The sequence below is a fragment of the Novosphingobium sp. genome (assembly GCF_032093395.1).
Taxonomy (GTDB): domain Bacteria; phylum Pseudomonadota; class Alphaproteobacteria; order Sphingomonadales; family Sphingomonadaceae; genus Novosphingobium.
In genome coordinates, this window is record NZ_DAMDBA010000039.1 from 17,400 (window position 1) to 35,215 (window position 17,816).

Consider the following 17,816-nt stretch of genomic DNA (forward strand, 5'->3'; position numbering starts at 1 on the left):
AGCACCTCACTTGGCGGCCAAATCCTTGTAGAGACTGATGTAATAGGTAAGCCCCGGCCGGACGTTCAGCAGCGGCAGGCGCTCGTTGAGGCCGTGGGCGAACTCATCGGAGTCCTTCATCATCGAGGCGCTCGCGCTGTAGCTCGGCACGCCGAGCGCGCGATACCACATCGAATCCGAGGCTCCGGACGCTTGCGAGGGGATGATCGGGATCGGCCCCCAGGCGGCAGTCACCGCCTTGCGGGTTGCCGCCACGAAGTCCGGGCGCATCGGCGAGGCTGGCGACATCGTGGATGCATCGCCGGTCACGTCGGAGAACTTCGCGGCCGGCGTCTGTGCCACTTTTTCGAGTTCGGCCATGATCTCCTCGCGGGTGTGACCGGGGAAGATGCGGCAATTGATGTTGGCGGTGGCACGCTGCGGCAGGGCATTCTGGGCATGGCCGCCAGAGAGCATGGTCGGAACGCACGTCGTACCGGTACGGCCGACCATGGAGGGATTGGCCCGCAGCACCTTGAGCGCGGCCTCGTCGTTGGGATTGGCCGCAAATGCGCGCATGGCGCCGGCCAAAGTGGCATCGGGTTCCAGCTTGGCGGCCTCCACCCAGTAAGCGCGGGTGATGTCGTTCAGCTCGGGCTTGAAGTGGTAATGGCCGATCCGCTCCAATGCCTCGGAAAGTTGGACGATTGCGTTCTCGGTGCGCGGAGCGGAGCTGTGGCCGCCGGGGTTCGTCACCTCGATCCGGTAATCGACGTAGGTCTTCTCGGCGCCGCCCCAAGACCAGAACGCGGGCTTGCCGGTCTTTTCGGAAAGCGTGCCGGACGATCCATCGACATTGAGCACGAGTTCCGCGTTCTTCAGCCGCTCGGCGATCAGCTTGGAGGTCGCCATCGAGGTTTCCTCGTCGCCGGAATAGGCGATGATCAGCGACCGCTTCGGCTTGAAGCCCTGCCTGCGTAGCTCGATCATCGATTCCATCGCCAGCACCGCCTCGAACTTGGTGTCGCTGGCGCCCCGTCCGTAGAGATAGCCGTTCTCGACCACCGGCGTGAACGGATCGCGCTCCCAATCGGCGGCCTTGGCCTCGACTACGTCCATGTGCGCGGAAACGACGATCGGCTTGAGCGCGGGGTCGCTGCCCGGCCAGGTGGCGATGAGGTAGGCAGTATCCTTGTGCGAAACGATCTCGATGTCCTTGGCGTCCCAGCCATTGGCGAGCAGTTCCTTGCGGAAGAGTTCCGCAACCTGCTGCGTCTGGTTGCCTTCGCCTTCGACCGAGCGCAGCGAAATCGCCTGCTTCGAGATTTCGAGAACCTGCTTCTCAGCCTGCGGATAGGGTTTCGGTGCCGCTTGGGCCGTGGTGGACGCAGCGATGATGGCGCCGAGCGTGAAGACGGTGGATGCGATGATCCGCATGAATTTCGTGCCCCCTGAGATGCGATCCGAAGTCGTGATTGGCCGGAACCGATGGAGAATCGGTCCCGGCCCTGTTACCTTGTCGCAATCGCCAGGCTGGTGCACCTGTTTTGCGAAGATCAGAGATCGAGCGCGCCCGTCAGATCGCCCGGCGCTACACCGCCAGCCGCGATCATCGCCTCTTCGCGCATCTTGAGACCTTCCAGCTTTTCCAGGCCGAAGCGGCGGGTGAGGAAGCGGGCGATCGATCCGGTGTCGTAGATCGTGTGATCCACCGCGCCCTTCTTCGCATGGGGAGAAACGATCACGGCCGGAATGCGCGTGCCCGGCCCCCAGCGGTCACCCTTCGGCGGCGCGACGTGATCCCACCAGCCGCCGTTCTCGTCGAACGTGATGACGACCAGCATCTTCTCCCACTGCGGGCTGGCGCGCAGGCCGTCGATGACAGCGGCAATATGACGATCGCCCGCATCGATGTCCGAGTAGCCGGCGTGCATGTTGAGATTGCCCTGCGGCTTGTAATAGCTGACCGCCGGGAGCTTGCCCGCCTCGGCGTCGGCCAGAAACCTGTTGGTACGGGCGGTGCTTCCTTCCCCGCCGTCGCGCAGGAATTTCGCGCGATCGGCCGTGCCGGGGGCGAAACGGTCGTAGTAGTTGAACGGCTGGTGATGCGGCTGGAAGTTCGGGCGCGAGGGGAACGACGCGTCGTTCATCTTCCCCGCCAGCGCGGCGTTCCAGCCTCCCGCATACCAGGCCCAATCCACGCCCTTGGCCGAGAGCATGTCGCCGATGGTCCGGTGCTGCTGGGGCACCAGCGTGTGGGCGCTTTCGGCATTGGCGTAGCCCGGCTTGGTCGCATCGAGTTCGTAAGTCGGCGCATAGGGCGGCAGCATCGTGTTGACTGCCCAGAAGTCGGGTGACAGCGTGTTGGGGCCGAAAATCGCCGGCCCGTCGAGAGCGCTCGCGGGTGTCTTGGGATCGACTTTGAGCCGCGTCCCCTTCGGATCGCCCCCTTCCAGCTTTGCGATCCGCTTGGCGGCCGGGCTCTTGTCCGCGTCCGGATAGAACGGCGGCTGCGCGGCGATCAGGTATTGGTGGTTGAGGAAGGAGCCGCCGAAAGCGCCCATGAAAAAGTTGTCGCAGAGCGTGAACTCGCGGGCGATCTGCCACAGGCGAAGCTGCGCGCGCATGTCGCCGTAATGGCCCATGACCAGCGCACCACTGTCTCCCCAGGCCACGAACTGGTCGTTGGCACCGCCGTTGATCTGCATCTGGTTGTGATAGAACGCATGCACCAGATCGCGCGTGACAAGGCCATGCGGCAGCGGATCGCCCTCCGGTGTCTTGAGCGCGAACGGCGCGTTCGGCAGCGGGGCGAGATCGTCCGGGCCGATCATATACTCGGTATGCTCGACCACTTGCTTGCTGGGCACGAGTCCCTCCCAGATCTTGGGCAGGCGCTCCATGACCTTGCCGTCACGATCGCGCTGGCGGGTGCGCTCCGCCGGAACTTCGGACAGCGGCTGCTCCAGCCCCGGAAAGTCCGCAAAGAGATTGTTGAAGCTGCGGTTTTCCGCGAAGATCACCACCACCGTATCGATCGCCTCGCGCAGGCGGGCATCGCTGACGGGACCGGTGCTGCGGGTCCGCCCCTTCTTCGCCGCCGCGGCGGCTTCGCCCGGTACTCCCGCTACCGCAGCGGCCCCGAAAGCAGCGGCAAGCCCGCCCAGAAAATCACGCCGATCAGGGCGTACTCCCGAGGAATCGGCCTGAGGCTCGGGAAGATCGGAGTCGGTCATGGGATTTCCTTGGGGAGACGATTTTCCGGCTGTTTGCGATCCCTGCGACAGCACGTCAACCGTTTGTGATATTTTGTATCATCGCATCGCTCAGCGCCTCGAAAAGCGAAAGGCGACCCGGCAGAAGCCGGGCCGCCCTTTCACAGAGCTTTCACTCGCGCCGGTTCAGGCCGTGGCGAAGCGGCGCTCGTTCCACTTAACGGACAGGCCCTCGCTGGTCGTTCCAGCAGTCGTGCGCTGGGCGATCGTGCCCACGAAGTGCCACTCGCCGCGCACCTGCTCGGGCGTCATTTGCAGCGACACATAGCCGCGACGGCTGGTGTCCGCATAGGCAAGCCCCGGATTGGCGCCGCGCAGCGCCTTGGCAAGGTCGGCGGGCGGCACCGAGGGGAGGTATGCCTCATATCCCGGCGAAGTGACCGAGTGACCCGCATATTCGACGCCGGCCGCCGTGCCGTCGACGGACAGTTCGCTACCCCAGGCATTGTGGCTATCGCCTGCCAGCACCACCAGGTTGCAGTCCCCTTCGCGCGCTGCCCGCAACAGGCGTTCGCGCGCGGCGGGATAGCCGTCCCACGAATCCATGTTGAACGGCAGGCCAACCTGCGAAGCCGCGGCGATCGCCATAAGCGCCTGGCGAACCTTGGGGTCGCCGCCGCTGGGAACCAGGTCCGCCATCTGCGGCGGCGCCTTGAGCGAGCCCATCACGATCTGTTGCGCCAGGATCTGCCAGCGGGTGCCGGACTTCGCGGAATCCGCCAGTCCCTTGTAGAGCCAGTTCTCCTGCTGCGTCCCCATCAGGGTGCGGTCCGAAGACATCCATGGCCCGTCGCGGAACTGCGCGAGCGCGCGGGCGATCTCCGCCTGCCCGCCCTTTGCAGCCCCGGCCATCACCGCGCCGAAATCGAGCTGCTCCATGCGCCCGGTCACGCGCGTTTCCGGGCGGAACAGCGTGGCCAGCGAGCCGATCTGGAAGCTGTTGTAGAGCGCGTCCGAAACCGGCATCCATTCGCGATAGGCTTTCTCCGCCGCTGCCCGGCGAACCGACCATTCGCCTTCCTTTTCGGGCTGGTGGTTCTCGGCACCGCCCTTCCAGGTGTCGTTGGCGAACTCGTGATCGTCCCACTGGGCGATCATCGGGAAGCGCTGGTGGACGCGGCGCAGGTCCGGATCGAGCCGATAGCTGGCGAACCGCAGGCGATAGTCGGCCAGCGACACCGTCTCGTTCCGCGGCTCGATCGGACGGCCCGCCATCGGGTTATCGGGGTAGTGGCCGTATTCGTACTCGTAGTAATAGTCCCCGACATGGACGATCAGGTCCAGGTCGTCGCGCGCGGCGGCGTGGGCATAGGCGTTGAACCAGCCGAACGGCATGTTCGAGCAGGAGAACAGGCCGATGCCGAAGCGATCGACCTCGCCCACCGGCAGAGTACGTGTGCGGCCCACTTCGCTCTTCGTGCCGTCCGGCGCGATGAAGCGATAGTAGTACCATTTGCCGGGCGTGAGGCCGGAAACCACCAGCTTGGCGCAGCTGTCATGTGCGGGCGAGGCGATCACCTCGCCGCCTCCTGCCACCTTGCGGAAGCTCTCGTCGGCAGAGACTTCGCAGCGCAGCCTGGTGTCGCCGCTGCCGACGTAGCGGGTCCACAGCAGGACCGAATTCGCAGCCGGCTCGCCGCTCGCCACGCCATGGGTGAAGCCCCGCGCGGTAAGGATCTGGGCGACGCCCGGCGTCGAAAGGGCAGCAAGCCCGAAGGCGCCTGCCTGGAGCAGCAGGCGACGATCGAGTTGGAGTGTCATGGGTATCCCTTCAGGCCAGTCGGTCAGTAGCGTGCGGTGATCTCGATGCCGTAGGTGCGCGGCTCGGCAGGGATGAAGGTGGGATAGCCGAACGATCCGCCGGTATTGCCCGCGTCGAGCAGATACTTCTTGTCGGTAAGGTTGCGGGCATAGCCGGCGACCTGGAACTTGCCGTCCATGAGCGAGACACCGCCGCGCAGATTGACCTGAGTGACCGCGTCCTGGCTGATCGCCTCGCTGTTGGGCACTTCGAAATAGATCTTGCTGCGATAAGTCACGCTGGGCGTCAGGAACAGGCTGGTGTCCGCGTTGATCGGGGCATTGAGGTTGAAACCGGCTGCCCACTGCCACTTGGGCTGGAGGCGGAACTGGTTGCCCGCGAAGACGCCGTTGGAAGCCTTGTCGTCGATCCCGCCATCGATGTAGCCGACGTTGCCGAAGGCGCTCAGCCAGTCGGTGAAGCGGGCTTCCAGTTCCGCCTCGACGCCGAGGTTGGATGCCGAACCGGCGCTACGGGTAACGGCCCGGCCGTTCTCGATCACCGAGACCTGGAAGTTGTCGTACTTGTTATAGTAGACGCCCAGCGAGCCGGAGAACATGCCGACCGTGCCCTTGATGCCCGCCTCGTAATTCCACACCGTTTCCGAAGCGATCTCGTCCGCGTAGGCCACGGTGTTGACCGCGTTGGGGAGCTGCACGACCGGAGAACGACGGCCCTTGGAGATCGTGGCGTAGAGATTGAGGTTCGGCGTCAGGCGATAGAGCGCATTGATACGCGGCAGAACCGCCGCATAGGACCGGCGAGCGTAAAAGGTCTCCCCAGCCGTATCGGGGTAGGGCAACAGGATGGCGCCATAGATGGGGGCAACCGGCTGATTGGACGCGAAGCCCGAGCGCCGCTTTTCGATCAGCACGCGCGCGCCGGCGGTCAGGTCCAGCGCCGGAACCGGAGTCCAGGTGACGTCGCCGAACATCGACCAGGTCTGGTTGCGGCCATAGTTCTTCGTCCAGCTATTATAGGGTACCGATGTCAGCAGGCCGCCGCTGACCAGACCGGCGGTCGCTGCGGCGGGGACGCTGTTGTTCGGAGCCACGCAGCCGAGGCCGGGAATGACATTGGCATAGCATTGCAGGAAGGTGCCAAGTTCGGTCGAGAACGGCACGTACTGCGAGGAATCCTCATGGAAGTAGTTCCAGCCGAACGAGGCGCGCCACTGCGGATCGCTGTAGGTGAAGCGGCCTTCGTGGCTGGCCTGCCAACCCTTTGCATGTTCTGCGAATTCCAGGAACCAGGCGGCGGAACCGTCGGCATCGAATACTTCCAGCGCGTCGAAATTGCGATAGCCGTTGACGGTGGTGAAGTTCCAGCCGTCCGTGAAATCCCAGCTCAGCGTCAGGTTCGCATCGTAGACGTCGCGGTTCAGGCCCAGCTTGTCCGATCCGAGAAGCTGCCCGGAAAGCGGCGAGCCGCCCAGATAAGCCTTGTCATAGACGCCTTCGACGGACGTCGAACCGAGGTTCTTGGAAAGGAACGGCGTGCCCGAATTGCGCTGGCGATCGTAGGTAAAAACGAGGTCGGCCGTGAAGTACGTGGTCGGCGTGTAGCGCAGCGAGCCGCGCAGGCCCAGCTGGTCCTGCGCATAGAGGTCGTCCTGCCCCGGCGCGAGGTTCTCGATATAGCCGTCGCGCTTCTTCCACTGGCCGGCAATGCGCGCGGCGATCACGTCGTTACCGGCGTTCACGAAGCCCTCGACGCGGTAGGCATCGAGATTGCCGTAGGACGCGGTCAAGGCTGCCGATGTGCCCGGCTGGGGCTTGGCGGATACGAAGCTGATCGCACCGATCGTGGCCGCCGTGCCGAACAGGGTCGCCTGCGGGCCCTTCACCACTTCAACGCGATCGAGATCGTAGATGCCCTGATAGGCGCCGCGCGAGCGCGAGATGTCGATGCCGTTGTAATAGAGCGTAACGCGCGGCCCCTGCTGGGCCGAGCCGCTGTCCGAGGTGATGCCGCGAATGACGAAGCCGGGATTGTTGGCGCTCTGCACTTGGACGTTGAGGCCGGGAACGTAGTTCGACAGCTCGCCGATATCGGTGACGCCCAATTCGCGCATCCGCTCGCCGGTCTGCACCGAAAGCGTCATCGGCACGTCGACGGCGCGCTGCTCGATCTTCTGGGAGGTAACGATGATGGCATTGGAGTCGGTGGTTTCCGCCGTCTCCGCCTCGGCGGCGTGGGCCATCGCGGGAAACCCTGCGAGAGCGGTTCCTGCCAGAATATTTACGACGCAAGTGCCGAATTTCATTACCGTTTCCCCTACGCGAATACGCTTACGGGTCGGCGGGGTACGCCCGGCAGATGAAGGTTGGATGGCGTTCCTGTGACGGTTCTGTGCCGCTTACCTCGTCAATCGGAATGCTGCCGTGGTGCCGTAGACAAGGCAGAGCGCGCCGAGGCCTGCGAGTTGCGGCAGAACCGCGCCGAGGCTTGCTCCCATCTCGTTGAGGCGCAGAAAGGCCTGCGCACCGGAAGTCGCCGGCGAAAGATGCGCGAGGCCCGCCACCCATACCGGCATGGAAGCGAGCGGCCAGGCCGCCCCGGCAAGGAAGAACAGGATGATCGACGTGGGGATCAGCACCTGCAAGGCACGGTCGGCACTGTCGAACAGGCTCCCGAGCAGCAGCCCCAGGGCTGACACGGCGGCGGCGAACAGTGGCACTGCAAATAGCAGGGCTCCCGGATTTCCCGCTCGGGGCACGTCCTGATACCAGAATATCCAGCCGAAATAGAATGTCGCGGCCAGGCATCCGATCAGGGCAAGCGCAGACCACATGCCAAGGAACGCCGGCAGTGTCAGCGCCGCCCGCCTTTCAGCACGGCGGCTCGCGGCCAGCATTGCGGTGCCGAACAGCAGCGTCTGCTGGAGGATGATCGCGGAGACCGCCGGAAACACATAGTCGGCATAGCCTTCGCGCGTATTGAACAGAGGGCGTTCGGCCACGGCGATCGGCGCCTGCAAGTGCAATCCCTGGGCCAGCGGGCCAAGGCGCTCCACGGCAGCGGCAATGACGGCCTGTTGAACCGCACCGCCGATATCCCGCGCGCGGATGAGGTATGTGCCGTTGACCCAGATGCCGATGCCTCCGCTTCCTGCCCGGCCCGGCGCTCCCGTAAGCATGGTCCGCATGAACCCCCTTGGCAGAAGAAGGACGCCATCCGCCTTGCGATTTCTGACGAGGTTCTCGGCTTCGAGCGGAGACGCTGCTTCCGCCACGACATGTACCTCGCGCATGTCGGAGAGTTTGCGGACCAGCGCGCGTGTCAGCCCGCTGCGCTCTTCGTCCACTACCACCAGCGGAAGCGCATAGGCCGTCTGATGTGCATAAGGCGCGGGATAGTAGAAACCGTATAGCACGACCGCCAGCACGACGATCGAGGCCAGCGCGAAATTGGAGAGCACCGCGCGGAAGACCGATGCAAAACCTTGCGCGAAAGTCATACCGTCGCCTCGCGCCGATGCAGCAGAAACAGCGCCAAGCCCAGGGGAGCCACAAGGTAGAGCAGGAGCGCCGCGATCTGCGGCAAGGCCACAGCCACCGGCGCGCCGAGAAATTGGTCCATTTGCAGGCGCAGATAATGGGTGAAAGGCAGGGCCTCGCTCCAGCCGCGCGCGAAGCCCGATCCTCCCGCCAGAGGCAAAGTTCCGCCGGAGTAAGCCAGTGCCGAACCGGCGTAGAGCGCGGTTGCCGAAAAGGCGAAGCTGGGCTTGCGGACCGCGATAACCAGAAGCATCGAGATCGCGGCCGTGCCTGCGAACAGCAAGGCCTGCGCCAACACCGTCAGCAAGAGGCTGCCGTTCATCGTCCAACCGCGGATGCCCGTCAGCCAGATCAGCCAGACGAGCCCCCAGATCGAGATCGCGCCGACGTAAGGCAACATCTTCCCGGCAATCGCGGCCAGTCCGCCGCCCGTCTCGGCCTTCCACTGCCCGAGCGATCGCCCCTGCAACTCCCGCCCCATTGCCATCACCGCCACGCAGCCGATCAACAGATGCAGGACCGCCGGTTGGATCAGGGCCTGGAGATACCACTCGAAGCTCGTCTGCGGATTGAACAGAACGGTCGCCTGCACCACCGGCGGGCGGATGCGAATGGCCGGAAGCCCCCTCGCCCGCGCGGCGTCGAGCCCACGCTCCGCCAGCACGGCGACCACGGCCGAACGAATGCCGGAAGCCGCGCTGCTGCCGATCGTGAGAAAGGAGGCATTGTAGAAGATCTGGATGGCCGGCGTCGTGCTACGCACCAGACCTTCGTCGACGCCGCTCGGCACCAGCAGGATCGCCCATACCCGCCCTGCCCGCGCCAGCCGCTCCGCCTCCGCCATGTCCTGCGGCCTTGCCACGATCGATACGGCGGGACTGGCCTCCACCGCCCGCAAGATCGCGCGGCTGAGCGTGCCGTTGTCCTCGTCCACCACCGCGATCGGCAGTGCGCGGGGGACCGCCCCGATCAGCATGGCCGCAACGATCAGGATCGCGACCGCCGGGAACAGCGTCAGCATCGCCAGGTCCCAGCGACACTGCCGCAGATGGACCATCTCGCGACAGAAAGCAGCGCGGAAACCATGGCGAGGCAATGTCATCGCCCCAAGAGTCATTGCGGCCAGTCGAACAGCACGCTCATGCCCGGCCGCAACCCTTTCACCGGCTCTGCCGGATGCAGTCTGATCTCGAAGCTGCGAACATCGAACCCCGAGGACTGACGCGTCGCCCGCCAGGTCGCGAAATCGCCCTGAGGGCTGATGTAAGTGACCCGGAACCGTGCCTTTCGTCCTTCCAGCGCGGGGATGCGCCCGGTCAGTTCCGTGCCTTTCTGCAACGCGTTGAACTGATCCTCACGCAAGTTCAGCGAAACCCAGGGGTGCATGGTATCTACGATCTGGAACACCGGCACTGCCGGTCCGACGATCTCCCCCGGTTCCGCCAGCCGCCGCGTCACTTCGCCGCCGATCGGCGATACCAGCGTCTTCTCCGCGCCCAGGGCATCGGCGATGGAAACCCCCGCCCGCGCCACTTTCACTTGCGCCTGTGCCGCTGCCTTCTCCTCCGCCCGCGCCCCGGACAGGGCCTTCATATATTGGAGCCGTGCCGCTTCCGCCTGACGCGCGCTCGCCTCCCGTGCCGCGCGCGCCTCGTCGCGGCGCTGGGCGGCTATCACGCCTTCGGCATAGAGGTTGTCGGCCCGCCGCGCCGTGACCGCCGCCAAGTCAGCACCTGCCTGTGCCGCCTGCCAGATCGAGCGCAGAGACTCCACGTCTTCTTTCCGGGCGCCATTATCCGCAAGGTCGCGCATGGCCTCGGCACCCGCCAGCACCCCTTGCGCCTGCTGGCGGCCAGCATCGATTTCCGGGCTGGAGAGCACGGCCAGCACCGTACCCGCCGTCACCGTGGCGCCCTCTTCCGCAAGAAGGCGATCCACGCGCGCGAGTGCCTTGGTCGCCACGTTCACCTCGTCTGCGTCGACCATGCCCTGAAGTTGCAGAGGCGCCGGCCGCGCCGCGATCCAGAGCCCCGCGAGCAAGACCACGGCAAGCAGCGCCAACCCTGCAACAAGCAGCCGCGAGGTGCCCCTGCTCCGGCCTTCACCGGCGGCGGCATCTTCCGGTCCGGCTTGAGCGAAGCCTTCGTTCCCTTCACTCATGGTGCAGCGATCCTGTCGGCTCTCAGAAGATAATCGCGAAAGTTGTCCCCGCGGTTGCTGGCGACCAGCAAGGCCGAAAGCGCGACGACATATTCGTAAGCCGATGCGATGCGTTGAGTCTGTGCGAGCGAGAGCGCGTTGCGGGCATCGATCAACTGGCTGGCGGTGTCCTCGCCTTCGCGGAACCCGATTTCATGGACCCGCAGGTTCTCCTCGGCCGCTTTGATGTTGCTGTCGAGCAGGAGAAACGACCGGCGGGCGGTTTCCGTGAGGTTGTAGGCGCGGCTGGTTTCGATCTCGATCGTCTTGCGGGCATCGCGCGCGGCATTGTCCGCCGCGCTCTGTCTTGCGTGCGCCGCAGCGAGGGTGTCGCGCCTGTCGATGTTGGAAAGGAGCGTGAAACGAACGCCCATGCCGACGATCCAGTCCGGATCGACCGGGATCGCATCGCTCCGGTTGAAATTGTAAGACCCGAAAGCGAAAGCCTGAGGCCTCATACGCGACTTGGCCAAATCCACGCCGGAGTCCGCCAGATGACGCGCGGCCTCCGCCACTCTCATCTGCGGCTGCCCGGGTGAAGCGGCCGTGGCGAGAAAATCGTCGAGCGGTTCCAGCGGCTGTCCGTTGACGAACAGCGGCGTGGTGGGTGCCACGCCTCCGGCCGCATCGAGCAGGCGGGCGAGCGAATCGGATGCGCTGCGTTCTTCCATGGTCGCCCGCTCGACGGCACGCTGGGCAGCATCGCGCGCCACTTGCACTTCCAGCACACGCGATCGGGGAATGACGCCTTCGCGAAACAGGGCCTGGGCATTGGCGAGATGCTTGTCGAAGGCATCGCGCGTGCCGGTCGCGGATGTCAGGAGTGCCTGCGCCAGCTGCTGGCCGAAATAGCTCTGGACCAGACGCACTTGCGACAGATCCTGGGCCCCGGCCTGTTTCGCCCGCGCCAGTTCCGCGCCGGCTTCCGCGCCGCGCTGGATGGCCGGGATGGCACCTCCCGAATAGAGCGGCATCACTGCCGTGACATTGGGGCGGATCACCGTTTGCCGAGCGCGGAAATCGAGTTCGTCCGGAAGCTGCGAGAGCAGCCCCGGAAGTGCTTGGGCCACGCGGCCGCTCACCTGCTGGACGATGGCCGAGAACTCGGGGGGGAATTCTCCGGGCAGCCCCTCCAGGAACTGTCCCGCCGCATTGCTGAAGCTGTCTTTCTGTCCTGTCAGATCGACCGACAGCGATTTCTGGTAGGCGATGACCGAGACCGAACTCGACACCACCGGCCGATTAAGCGCCTTGAGCGCGTGAGCCGTGTATTCCGCCGCGCTGAGTTCATCCGCCGCCGCACCCAAAGCTGAGGAAACGCGATCGAGACGCTGACGCGCCGCTTCGAAAGACAGGGCAGCGGGCTCCGCGCTGTCCTGAACAGCGCGTCCTGAGCCAACTTGTCCGAAAGCAACCGTAGGAATTACGGTCAGCATCGCGAAGATACCGGCCCGGCCCATTACACATCGATTCCGAAAACCGTTGCCAGAAATCATGGTTCACCAGAAGTGGGACATGCGAGAGTTTGCATATTTCATCTTGAGCGGAAAGCATTTTCGCTCAGGCATGTGGTCGGCGCCGCCTCACGCCCCCATATCACGGCGCGATGTGGCATCGTGTCACGAGATAGCGGAGCAAGGCAGCTATGTATTGGCGACCAATGCGCGAGGAAGATATCGGCTCGGTGGCCGAAATGGCCGAAGCCGTACACCTCGATTATCCCGAAAATCCTGGGGTCTTCGCAGCCTGCTTCCGGCATTACCCCAAGGGTTGCCATGTACTGGAAGGCGGCGACGGGAAGATCGCCGGGTACCTGATCTCGCACCCCGGTCGGCAGGACCGACCACCCGTCATCGACGTGCCGCTGACCGGGCTTGCGGAACCCTTCGATTGCTATTTCCTGCACGACCTTGCGCTGGGCAGCGCCACACGCGGACGGGGCTTTGCAGCGGAAGCGGTGCGGATCGTGCTGGATGAGGCGAAACGGCTGGGGCTTGGCCGCGTCGTTCTGATCGCAGTGGGAGACGCTCACGAATTCTGGAGGAAACAAGGCTTTCAATCGCTGGGCGATGGGCTGCTCGATCCTGCCAAGGGCTACGGCCCCGAAGCGAGAATGCTCGTTCGAGCAGTATGAAGGCCCCTGCCGGGATCCTCCGTAGTGTCCCGCCTGACGATGGCGACGGAATAGGGCGCTCCCGATGGCGAAACCACATGTCAGTGCATCGTGACCCCATCGAATCGCACCTAATCGTCCGTATGATTCGATATACGTGAAATAACCTAGTTCACTGGACAAATTCATGGGATGAATAGTTTTTCCACGCCGCAGTACGTTTTCAGCCCGTTAACCGATTTTCATGACGTGTTCCCAAGATGGACAGTCCTATCATGGCTGTTCCATTTCGATGAAAATTCTGTAATTGCACGGTCAATCTCTCCGATATTGCTCGTTTTCGGAGGGATTATTGGTCGAAAATTCCGCTCCCTACAGGCGCGGGTCGCAAACCCAGGTTCGGGGGAAAGCCGAACTCAGGCGCGAAGCATTCCCGCCTGCCGGAGAACCGTACTGTGAACAGGGAGACGAACATGATTCAATTGATCTGCGAACTCGGTTCGAAGCTGGAAGAACTGGAAGAAATCGGCGCCCTCGTCGCAGCTGCCCACCTTCAGGCCGCCATCGACTCCTTGCGCGACGTTCGCGAACCAGACCAGAATCGATCCAAACCGGAGTAGCCTGCGCAAGACGCGTCGATCAGACTGTGGTTATCCTTAGGTCAGTTCGCGAATAATTCCACCGTTTCAGCCGATCTTGATGAAGCCGAAAGATCACTGAACGGTGGATGCGCGAACTTGGGGGTAATCGCTGCGAACAACGCGTTGTCCAAACGAATTGGATGGACGAACTTTATTCGTGGCAAGGCGCTGGTGACATGAACTTATGGAGAAGACCGATCAGTTGATGCGAAATCGCGCGAAGGCTATTCGCCTGATTGGCATCGCCAATGAACTTCTTGCCATGGCGCGCGAACTCGAAATTGGAACAAGCGCTTCCGCTGACCTTCTGGATATCGGCATTCCGATGGAAAGCCGGGAAACCCCAAAAACGGCGACAAGCCAGGACCATACCGTCTGGGTGGAACTGGCGCGCCAGACTTATGAGGACCGCCGCCGCCGCACGAAGATCTTCCAGTCGGAAGATCTTTTCGGCGAGCCCGCCTGGGACATTCTGCTGGACCTTTTCATCGCCGCCAAGGAGCGGCGCCGGGTATCCGTGACAAGCGCCTGCATCGGTTCGGCGGTTCCCTCCACCACCGCACTGCGCTGGATTACCATCCTTGAGAAAAACGGCCTGCTCGTCCGGGAGGCCGATCCTGGCGATGCCCGGCGCGTCTACGTCAAACTGAGCGCGAAAGGCTATGCCGCGATGCTCGAATACTTCGCCTCCGCATCCCGATCCGTGGTGCTGCTCGACGATCCCCGCCCCGGGATCCTGGCAGCCCGATAAGGACGCCTGAAACCGACCCGTTCCGCCCCACAGGGGGGTAATCAGGCATATCGGATGTGGTGGCGACCGGGTGGTCGGTTCTCCCTGACGGGAACCGGCCACCCGGTTTCACTTACAGGAAGACCCGACCTCCACACGGAGACCGGGTCTGCTGCTTTAAGCGAAGATTGGGCCAAGCGGGCGACGCCGCTCGGCCTTCACCATCCTTAGCGGGCCAGACGCCCGAACGCCGAAGCGCCGGCGTAACGCGCCGCCTTGCCCAGTTCTTCCTCGATGCGGATGAGCTGGTTGTACTTGGCGAGCCGGTCCGAACGCGCGAGCGAACCGGTCTTGATCTGACCGCAGTTCGTGGCGACAGCCAGGTCCGCGATCGTCGCGTCCTCGGTCTCGCCCGAACGGTGCGACATGACGGCGGTGTAGCCATTCCGCTGGGCGATCGAAACGGCCTCAAGCGTCTCGGTAAGCGTACCGATCTGGTTGACCTTCACCAGCAGCGAGTTGGCCAGGCCCTTGTCGATGCCCATCGAAAGCCGCTTGGGATTGGTGACGAACAGATCGTCGCCTACCAGCTGGACCTTGTGGCCGATCTTGTCCGTGAGCGCCTTCCAGCCCTCGAAGTCGTCTTCACCCATGCCGTCCTCGATCGAGATGATCGGATAGGCTTCGGTCAGGTCGGCAAGGTAGTCTGCGAAGGCCACCGGAGACAGGCTCAGGCCCTCGCCACTGATCTCGTACTTGCCATTCTTGAAGAATTCGGTCGAGGCGCAATCCAGCGCAAGCTGGATTTCCGAACCGGCCTTGAAGCCCGCCTTTTCGATAGAGGCCATGATGAAGTCCAGCGCGTCGCGGGTGCTGGCAAGGTTGGGCGCGAAACCGCCCTCGTCACCCACCGCGGTGGCCAGGCCCTTTTCGTGCAGGCCCTTTTTCAGGGTGTGGAAGATCTCCGCCCCCCAGCGCACGGCTTCGGCGATCGAATCGGCGCCGACCGGCATGATCATGAATTCCTGGAAATCGATCGGGTTATCGGCATGCTCGCCGCCGTTGATGATGTTCATCATCGGCACCGGCAGGACATGAGCCGAAACACCGCCGACATAGGAATAGAGCGGCAGGCCGCGCGCGTTGGCCGAAGCCTTCGCCGCCGCCAGGCTGACGCCGAGGATGGCGTTCGCGCCCAGGCGGCTCTTGTTCTCGGTGCCGTCCAGCTCGATCATGTTGAGATCGAGGTCACGCTGGTCTTCGGCGTCCATGCCTACCAATGCCTCGGCGATCTCGCCGTTGACCGCGTCCACGGCCTTCAGCACGCCCTTGCCCATATAGCGGGCCTTGTCCCCGTCTCGCAGTTCCACCGCCTCGTGCGCGCCGGTCGAGGCGCCAGAGGGAACTGCAGCGCGACCGAAGCTGCCGTCTTCAAGAAGAACATCGACTTCGACAGTAGGATTGCCGCGGCTGTCGAGAATTTCGCGGCCGTGGATATCGATAATCGCGGTCATAACGGGTTTTTCCTCCAGCAAGGCGCCCCCTGAGACGCTTGGGCGCACTCTCGACGGGCGTCTTAGCAGGGGAACTACGCCTGACAAGTTGCGTTGCCATTTCGACGACAAGTTGTGTTACGCTTGATGCATATCGCCTACCAAGCGAACGAGACGCAACGGGATGCAAGGAAGGAATTCGCAATGCCTGAGACCACCAGCACTGGAAACGGCACCGAAAACGCCAAGAGCCACTTCACCAAGGCCGTCGAGGAAGCGAAGGCCGGCGTCCACGCCATGGCCGACGGCTGCCAAGAAAAGTTGAACCAGACCAAGGGCGAATGGTCGAGCGAAGCAAAGGTGCGTTCGGAAGACGCCATGGCCAAGGCCAGCGCTTTTGCCGACGATGCCAAGGTCAAGGCAGCAGACCTTGCCAACCAGGGCAAGACGAAAGCCAGCCAGGCGATCGTCGGCATTTCGAAGCTGATCGACGACAATGCCGCCCTGATCGACGAGAAGGCCGGTGCCAAGTACGGAGACTACGCCCGTACGGCCTCGAAGTCGCTCGCGGACACCGCAACCAAGCTCGACGAGAAGTCGCTCGACGAACTCGGTGAGGAAGCCAAGGAATTCGTGCGTCGCAGCCCCGTGGCGGCGGTAGGCATGGCGGTGGCCGCAGGCTATCTCTTCGCGCGCCTGTTCAAGAGCGGCAAGTAAGCAGATCGTTCGCACGACGATGCTCGACACCCAAGCCAACCTCGCCCCTCCTACTACGGAGGGCGAGGATCTTTCCCTGATCGAGGACGTACGCCTGCTTGCGGGCGAAGCGCGTGCCTACGCCCAGGCCGAACTGGCCTATCAAAAGGCACGCGCCGCTTATGCGGGAGCCGAAACCCGGAATATCGCCATTCTGGGCGTCAGTGCGGCGGTTCTCGTTTTCTTCGCGGTCATGGCCCTGGCTTTGGGTGCGGTGATCGCCGTCGGAACCCTTATCGGTCCCTGGCTCTCGATGATCGCCGTGCCCGTTGCCATCCTTGTCGTCGCGGCGATCCTCGGGCTCTCTGCGCGGGGAAAAGTCCGACGCATGATGTCCCTGCTTCGCGAAAAGGAACCGGCCGAATGAGCGCCCTCGTTCGCCAACTGGAGGCGGACCGATCGGTCCGCAACGCCGCCAAGGCAGCCTTCGACGTGCGTTACGGCGCATTGAAAGCCGATTTCGAACTACGCGGCCTGACGGGACGTATCCTTGACGAAGCCGTCGAGGGTGCCGCAGACATGCTGGACGAGGCGGTAGCCGTGGTTGAGGAGCATCCCGTCGCGATCGGCGGAACCTTCGCTGCGCTGGTGCTTTGGTTTTTGCGTAACCCGATCCTGGCCGCCGTCGAACGCCTGTTCGGCAAGGCCGACACCTGAAGGAGACCGATGGTGAGCAAGACTGAACCGACCAACCCCAACCTGCCCGCAACGTCCTCCAGCGACAGCAATCCCGGCAAGGTCGTGGCGCTGAAGACGCCGGTGGCCGAGCAACGCCCTTCCGAGAAGGTGGTGGCGTTCGTGAAGGCGCATCCGGTGCTCGTGGTGGCAGGCGGCCTGGCGGCCGGTGTGGTGGTCAGCGCCCTGTTGCCCCGCCGCATGACTCGCGGCGTGCTCTCACGCGGGGCACATCTTGCCGAAGCAGCCGGAGCGGCAACGGCTCTGTTCGGCAAGGAGGCGGCCGAGAAGGCTCATGAGCTTGGCACCAGCGCCCGCAAGAATGCATCGAAGGTAGCCGACCGCGCCGAGAAGAGTGGCGAATTGGCTGCCGAGCGACTTGAAAAATACGGCATGGCAGCGCTGGCTGCTGCAAGTGCCCTGGGTCGTGCATCGGCGCAGCGCGCTGGTGAAGCGAGCGAGGTGGCGGCCCGTCAGGCGCGGAAAATCGGCCATTCCGCCAGCGAAACCGCCAGTTCCGGCTCTCACCGGATCGCAGAAATCTTCAGTGGGCTGACGCAGCGTCTTCCTCATTGACACGCCGTTAAGGCTAATGAGAACCGGAAGCAATTAGGGGAGCGGATCGCGCACGCGATCCGCTCTTGCCCTGTGAAC

16 protein-coding genes are annotated in these 17,816 nt (G+C 63.8%); 7 read left to right on the plus strand and 9 right to left on the minus strand.

Annotation, left to right across the window (positions count from 1 at the left end; all coding sequences use genetic code 11):
• Nucleotides 1-6: 6 nt before the first annotated feature.
• From RT424_RS13915 to RT424_RS13950, 8 genes are all read right to left on the minus strand, one after another.
• Entirely contained in the window at nt 7-1,416 is a 1,410-nt protein-coding gene (locus RT424_RS13915) for a M20/M25/M40 family metallo-hydrolase (protein ID WP_313439255.1), read from the minus strand.
• A 119-nt stretch (nt 1,417-1,535) separates the two neighbouring features.
• Complete coding sequence (acpA, locus tag RT424_RS13920) at nt 1,536-3,215, minus strand: acid phosphatase (protein WP_313439258.1); 1,680 nt, start codon at nt 3,213-3,215, stop codon at nt 1,536-1,538.
• A 165-nt stretch (nt 3,216-3,380) separates the two neighbouring features.
• Nucleotides 3,381-5,015 (minus strand): alkaline phosphatase D family protein, encoded by a 1,635-nt coding sequence (locus tag RT424_RS13925; RefSeq protein ID WP_313439261.1) that lies wholly within the window; start codon nt 5,013-5,015, stop codon nt 3,381-3,383.
• 23 nt (nt 5,016-5,038) lie between these two features.
• A complete protein-coding gene (locus tag RT424_RS13930) occupies nt 5,039-7,321 on the minus strand; it encodes a TonB-dependent receptor (protein WP_313439264.1) in 2,283 nt (760 codons plus the stop codon).
• Nucleotides 7,322-7,414: 93 nt separating this feature from the next.
• Complete coding sequence (locus RT424_RS13935; RefSeq protein WP_313439267.1) at nt 7,415-8,515, minus strand: ABC transporter permease; 1,101 nt, start codon at nt 8,513-8,515, stop codon at nt 7,415-7,417.
• Nucleotides 8,512-9,576, minus strand: coding sequence for an ABC transporter permease (locus RT424_RS13940; protein WP_313439270.1), 1,065 nt, complete (start codon nt 9,574-9,576; stop codon nt 8,512-8,514). Before RT424_RS13940 ends, RT424_RS13935 begins: the two co-directional genes overlap by 4 nt.
• 92 nt (nt 9,577-9,668) lie before the next feature.
• The gene (locus tag RT424_RS13945) at nt 9,669-10,715 is read right to left on the minus strand and encodes an efflux RND transporter periplasmic adaptor subunit (RefSeq protein ID WP_313439273.1); all 1,047 of its coding nucleotides are present in this window, start codon (nt 10,713-10,715) and stop codon (nt 9,669-9,671) included.
• Complete coding sequence (locus RT424_RS13950; RefSeq protein ID WP_313439276.1) at nt 10,712-12,214, minus strand: TolC family protein; 1,503 nt, start codon at nt 12,212-12,214, stop codon at nt 10,712-10,714. The genes RT424_RS13945 and RT424_RS13950 overlap by 4 nt, the downstream gene beginning before the upstream one ends.
• Before the next feature lie 200 nt (nt 12,215-12,414).
• Here RT424_RS13950 and RT424_RS13955 point away from each other — a divergent pair, with 200 nt between their 5' ends.
• From RT424_RS13955 to RT424_RS13965, 3 genes are all read left to right on the plus strand, one after another.
• Nucleotides 12,415-12,888 carry a GNAT family N-acetyltransferase gene (locus RT424_RS13955; protein ID WP_313439279.1) on the plus strand — a complete coding sequence of 158 codons (474 nt, stop codon included), beginning with the start codon at nt 12,415-12,417 and terminating at the stop codon, nt 12,886-12,888.
• A 452-nt stretch (nt 12,889-13,340) separates the two neighbouring features.
• Complete coding sequence (locus RT424_RS13960) at nt 13,341-13,487, plus strand: hypothetical protein (protein ID WP_313439282.1); 147 nt, start codon at nt 13,341-13,343, stop codon at nt 13,485-13,487.
• 205 nt (nt 13,488-13,692) lie between these two features.
• Entirely contained in the window at nt 13,693-14,259 is a 567-nt protein-coding gene (locus RT424_RS13965; RefSeq protein WP_313439285.1) for a MarR family transcriptional regulator, read from the plus strand.
• A gap of 206 nt (nt 14,260-14,465) precedes the next feature.
• Here RT424_RS13965 and eno read toward each other — a convergent pair whose 3' ends face one another.
• Nucleotides 14,466-15,752: a phosphopyruvate hydratase gene (eno, locus tag RT424_RS13970; protein ID WP_313439288.1), complete on the minus strand. Its 1,287-nt coding sequence runs from the start codon at nt 15,750-15,752 to the stop codon at nt 14,466-14,468.
• Between the two features lie 183 nt (nt 15,753-15,935).
• Here eno and RT424_RS13975 point away from each other — a divergent pair, with 183 nt between their 5' ends.
• The 4 genes from RT424_RS13975 to RT424_RS13990 are packed head-to-tail and all read left to right on the plus strand — an operon-like array spanning nt 15,936 to nt 17,738.
• The gene (locus tag RT424_RS13975) at nt 15,936-16,448 is read left to right on the plus strand and encodes a hypothetical protein (RefSeq protein WP_313439291.1); all 513 of its coding nucleotides are present in this window, start codon (nt 15,936-15,938) and stop codon (nt 16,446-16,448) included.
• A gap of 19 nt (nt 16,449-16,467) precedes the next feature.
• Entirely contained in the window at nt 16,468-16,854 is a 387-nt protein-coding gene (locus tag RT424_RS13980; RefSeq protein WP_313439294.1) for a phage holin family protein, read from the plus strand.
• The gene (locus tag RT424_RS13985) at nt 16,851-17,144 is read left to right on the plus strand and encodes a hypothetical protein (RefSeq protein WP_313439297.1); all 294 of its coding nucleotides are present in this window, start codon (nt 16,851-16,853) and stop codon (nt 17,142-17,144) included. Before RT424_RS13980 ends, RT424_RS13985 begins: the two co-directional genes overlap by 4 nt.
• A 12-nt stretch (nt 17,145-17,156) precedes the next feature.
• Nucleotides 17,157-17,738: a hypothetical protein gene (locus tag RT424_RS13990; protein ID WP_313439299.1), complete on the plus strand. Its 582-nt coding sequence runs from the start codon at nt 17,157-17,159 to the stop codon at nt 17,736-17,738.
• Nucleotides 17,739-17,816: the final 78 nt, after the last annotated feature.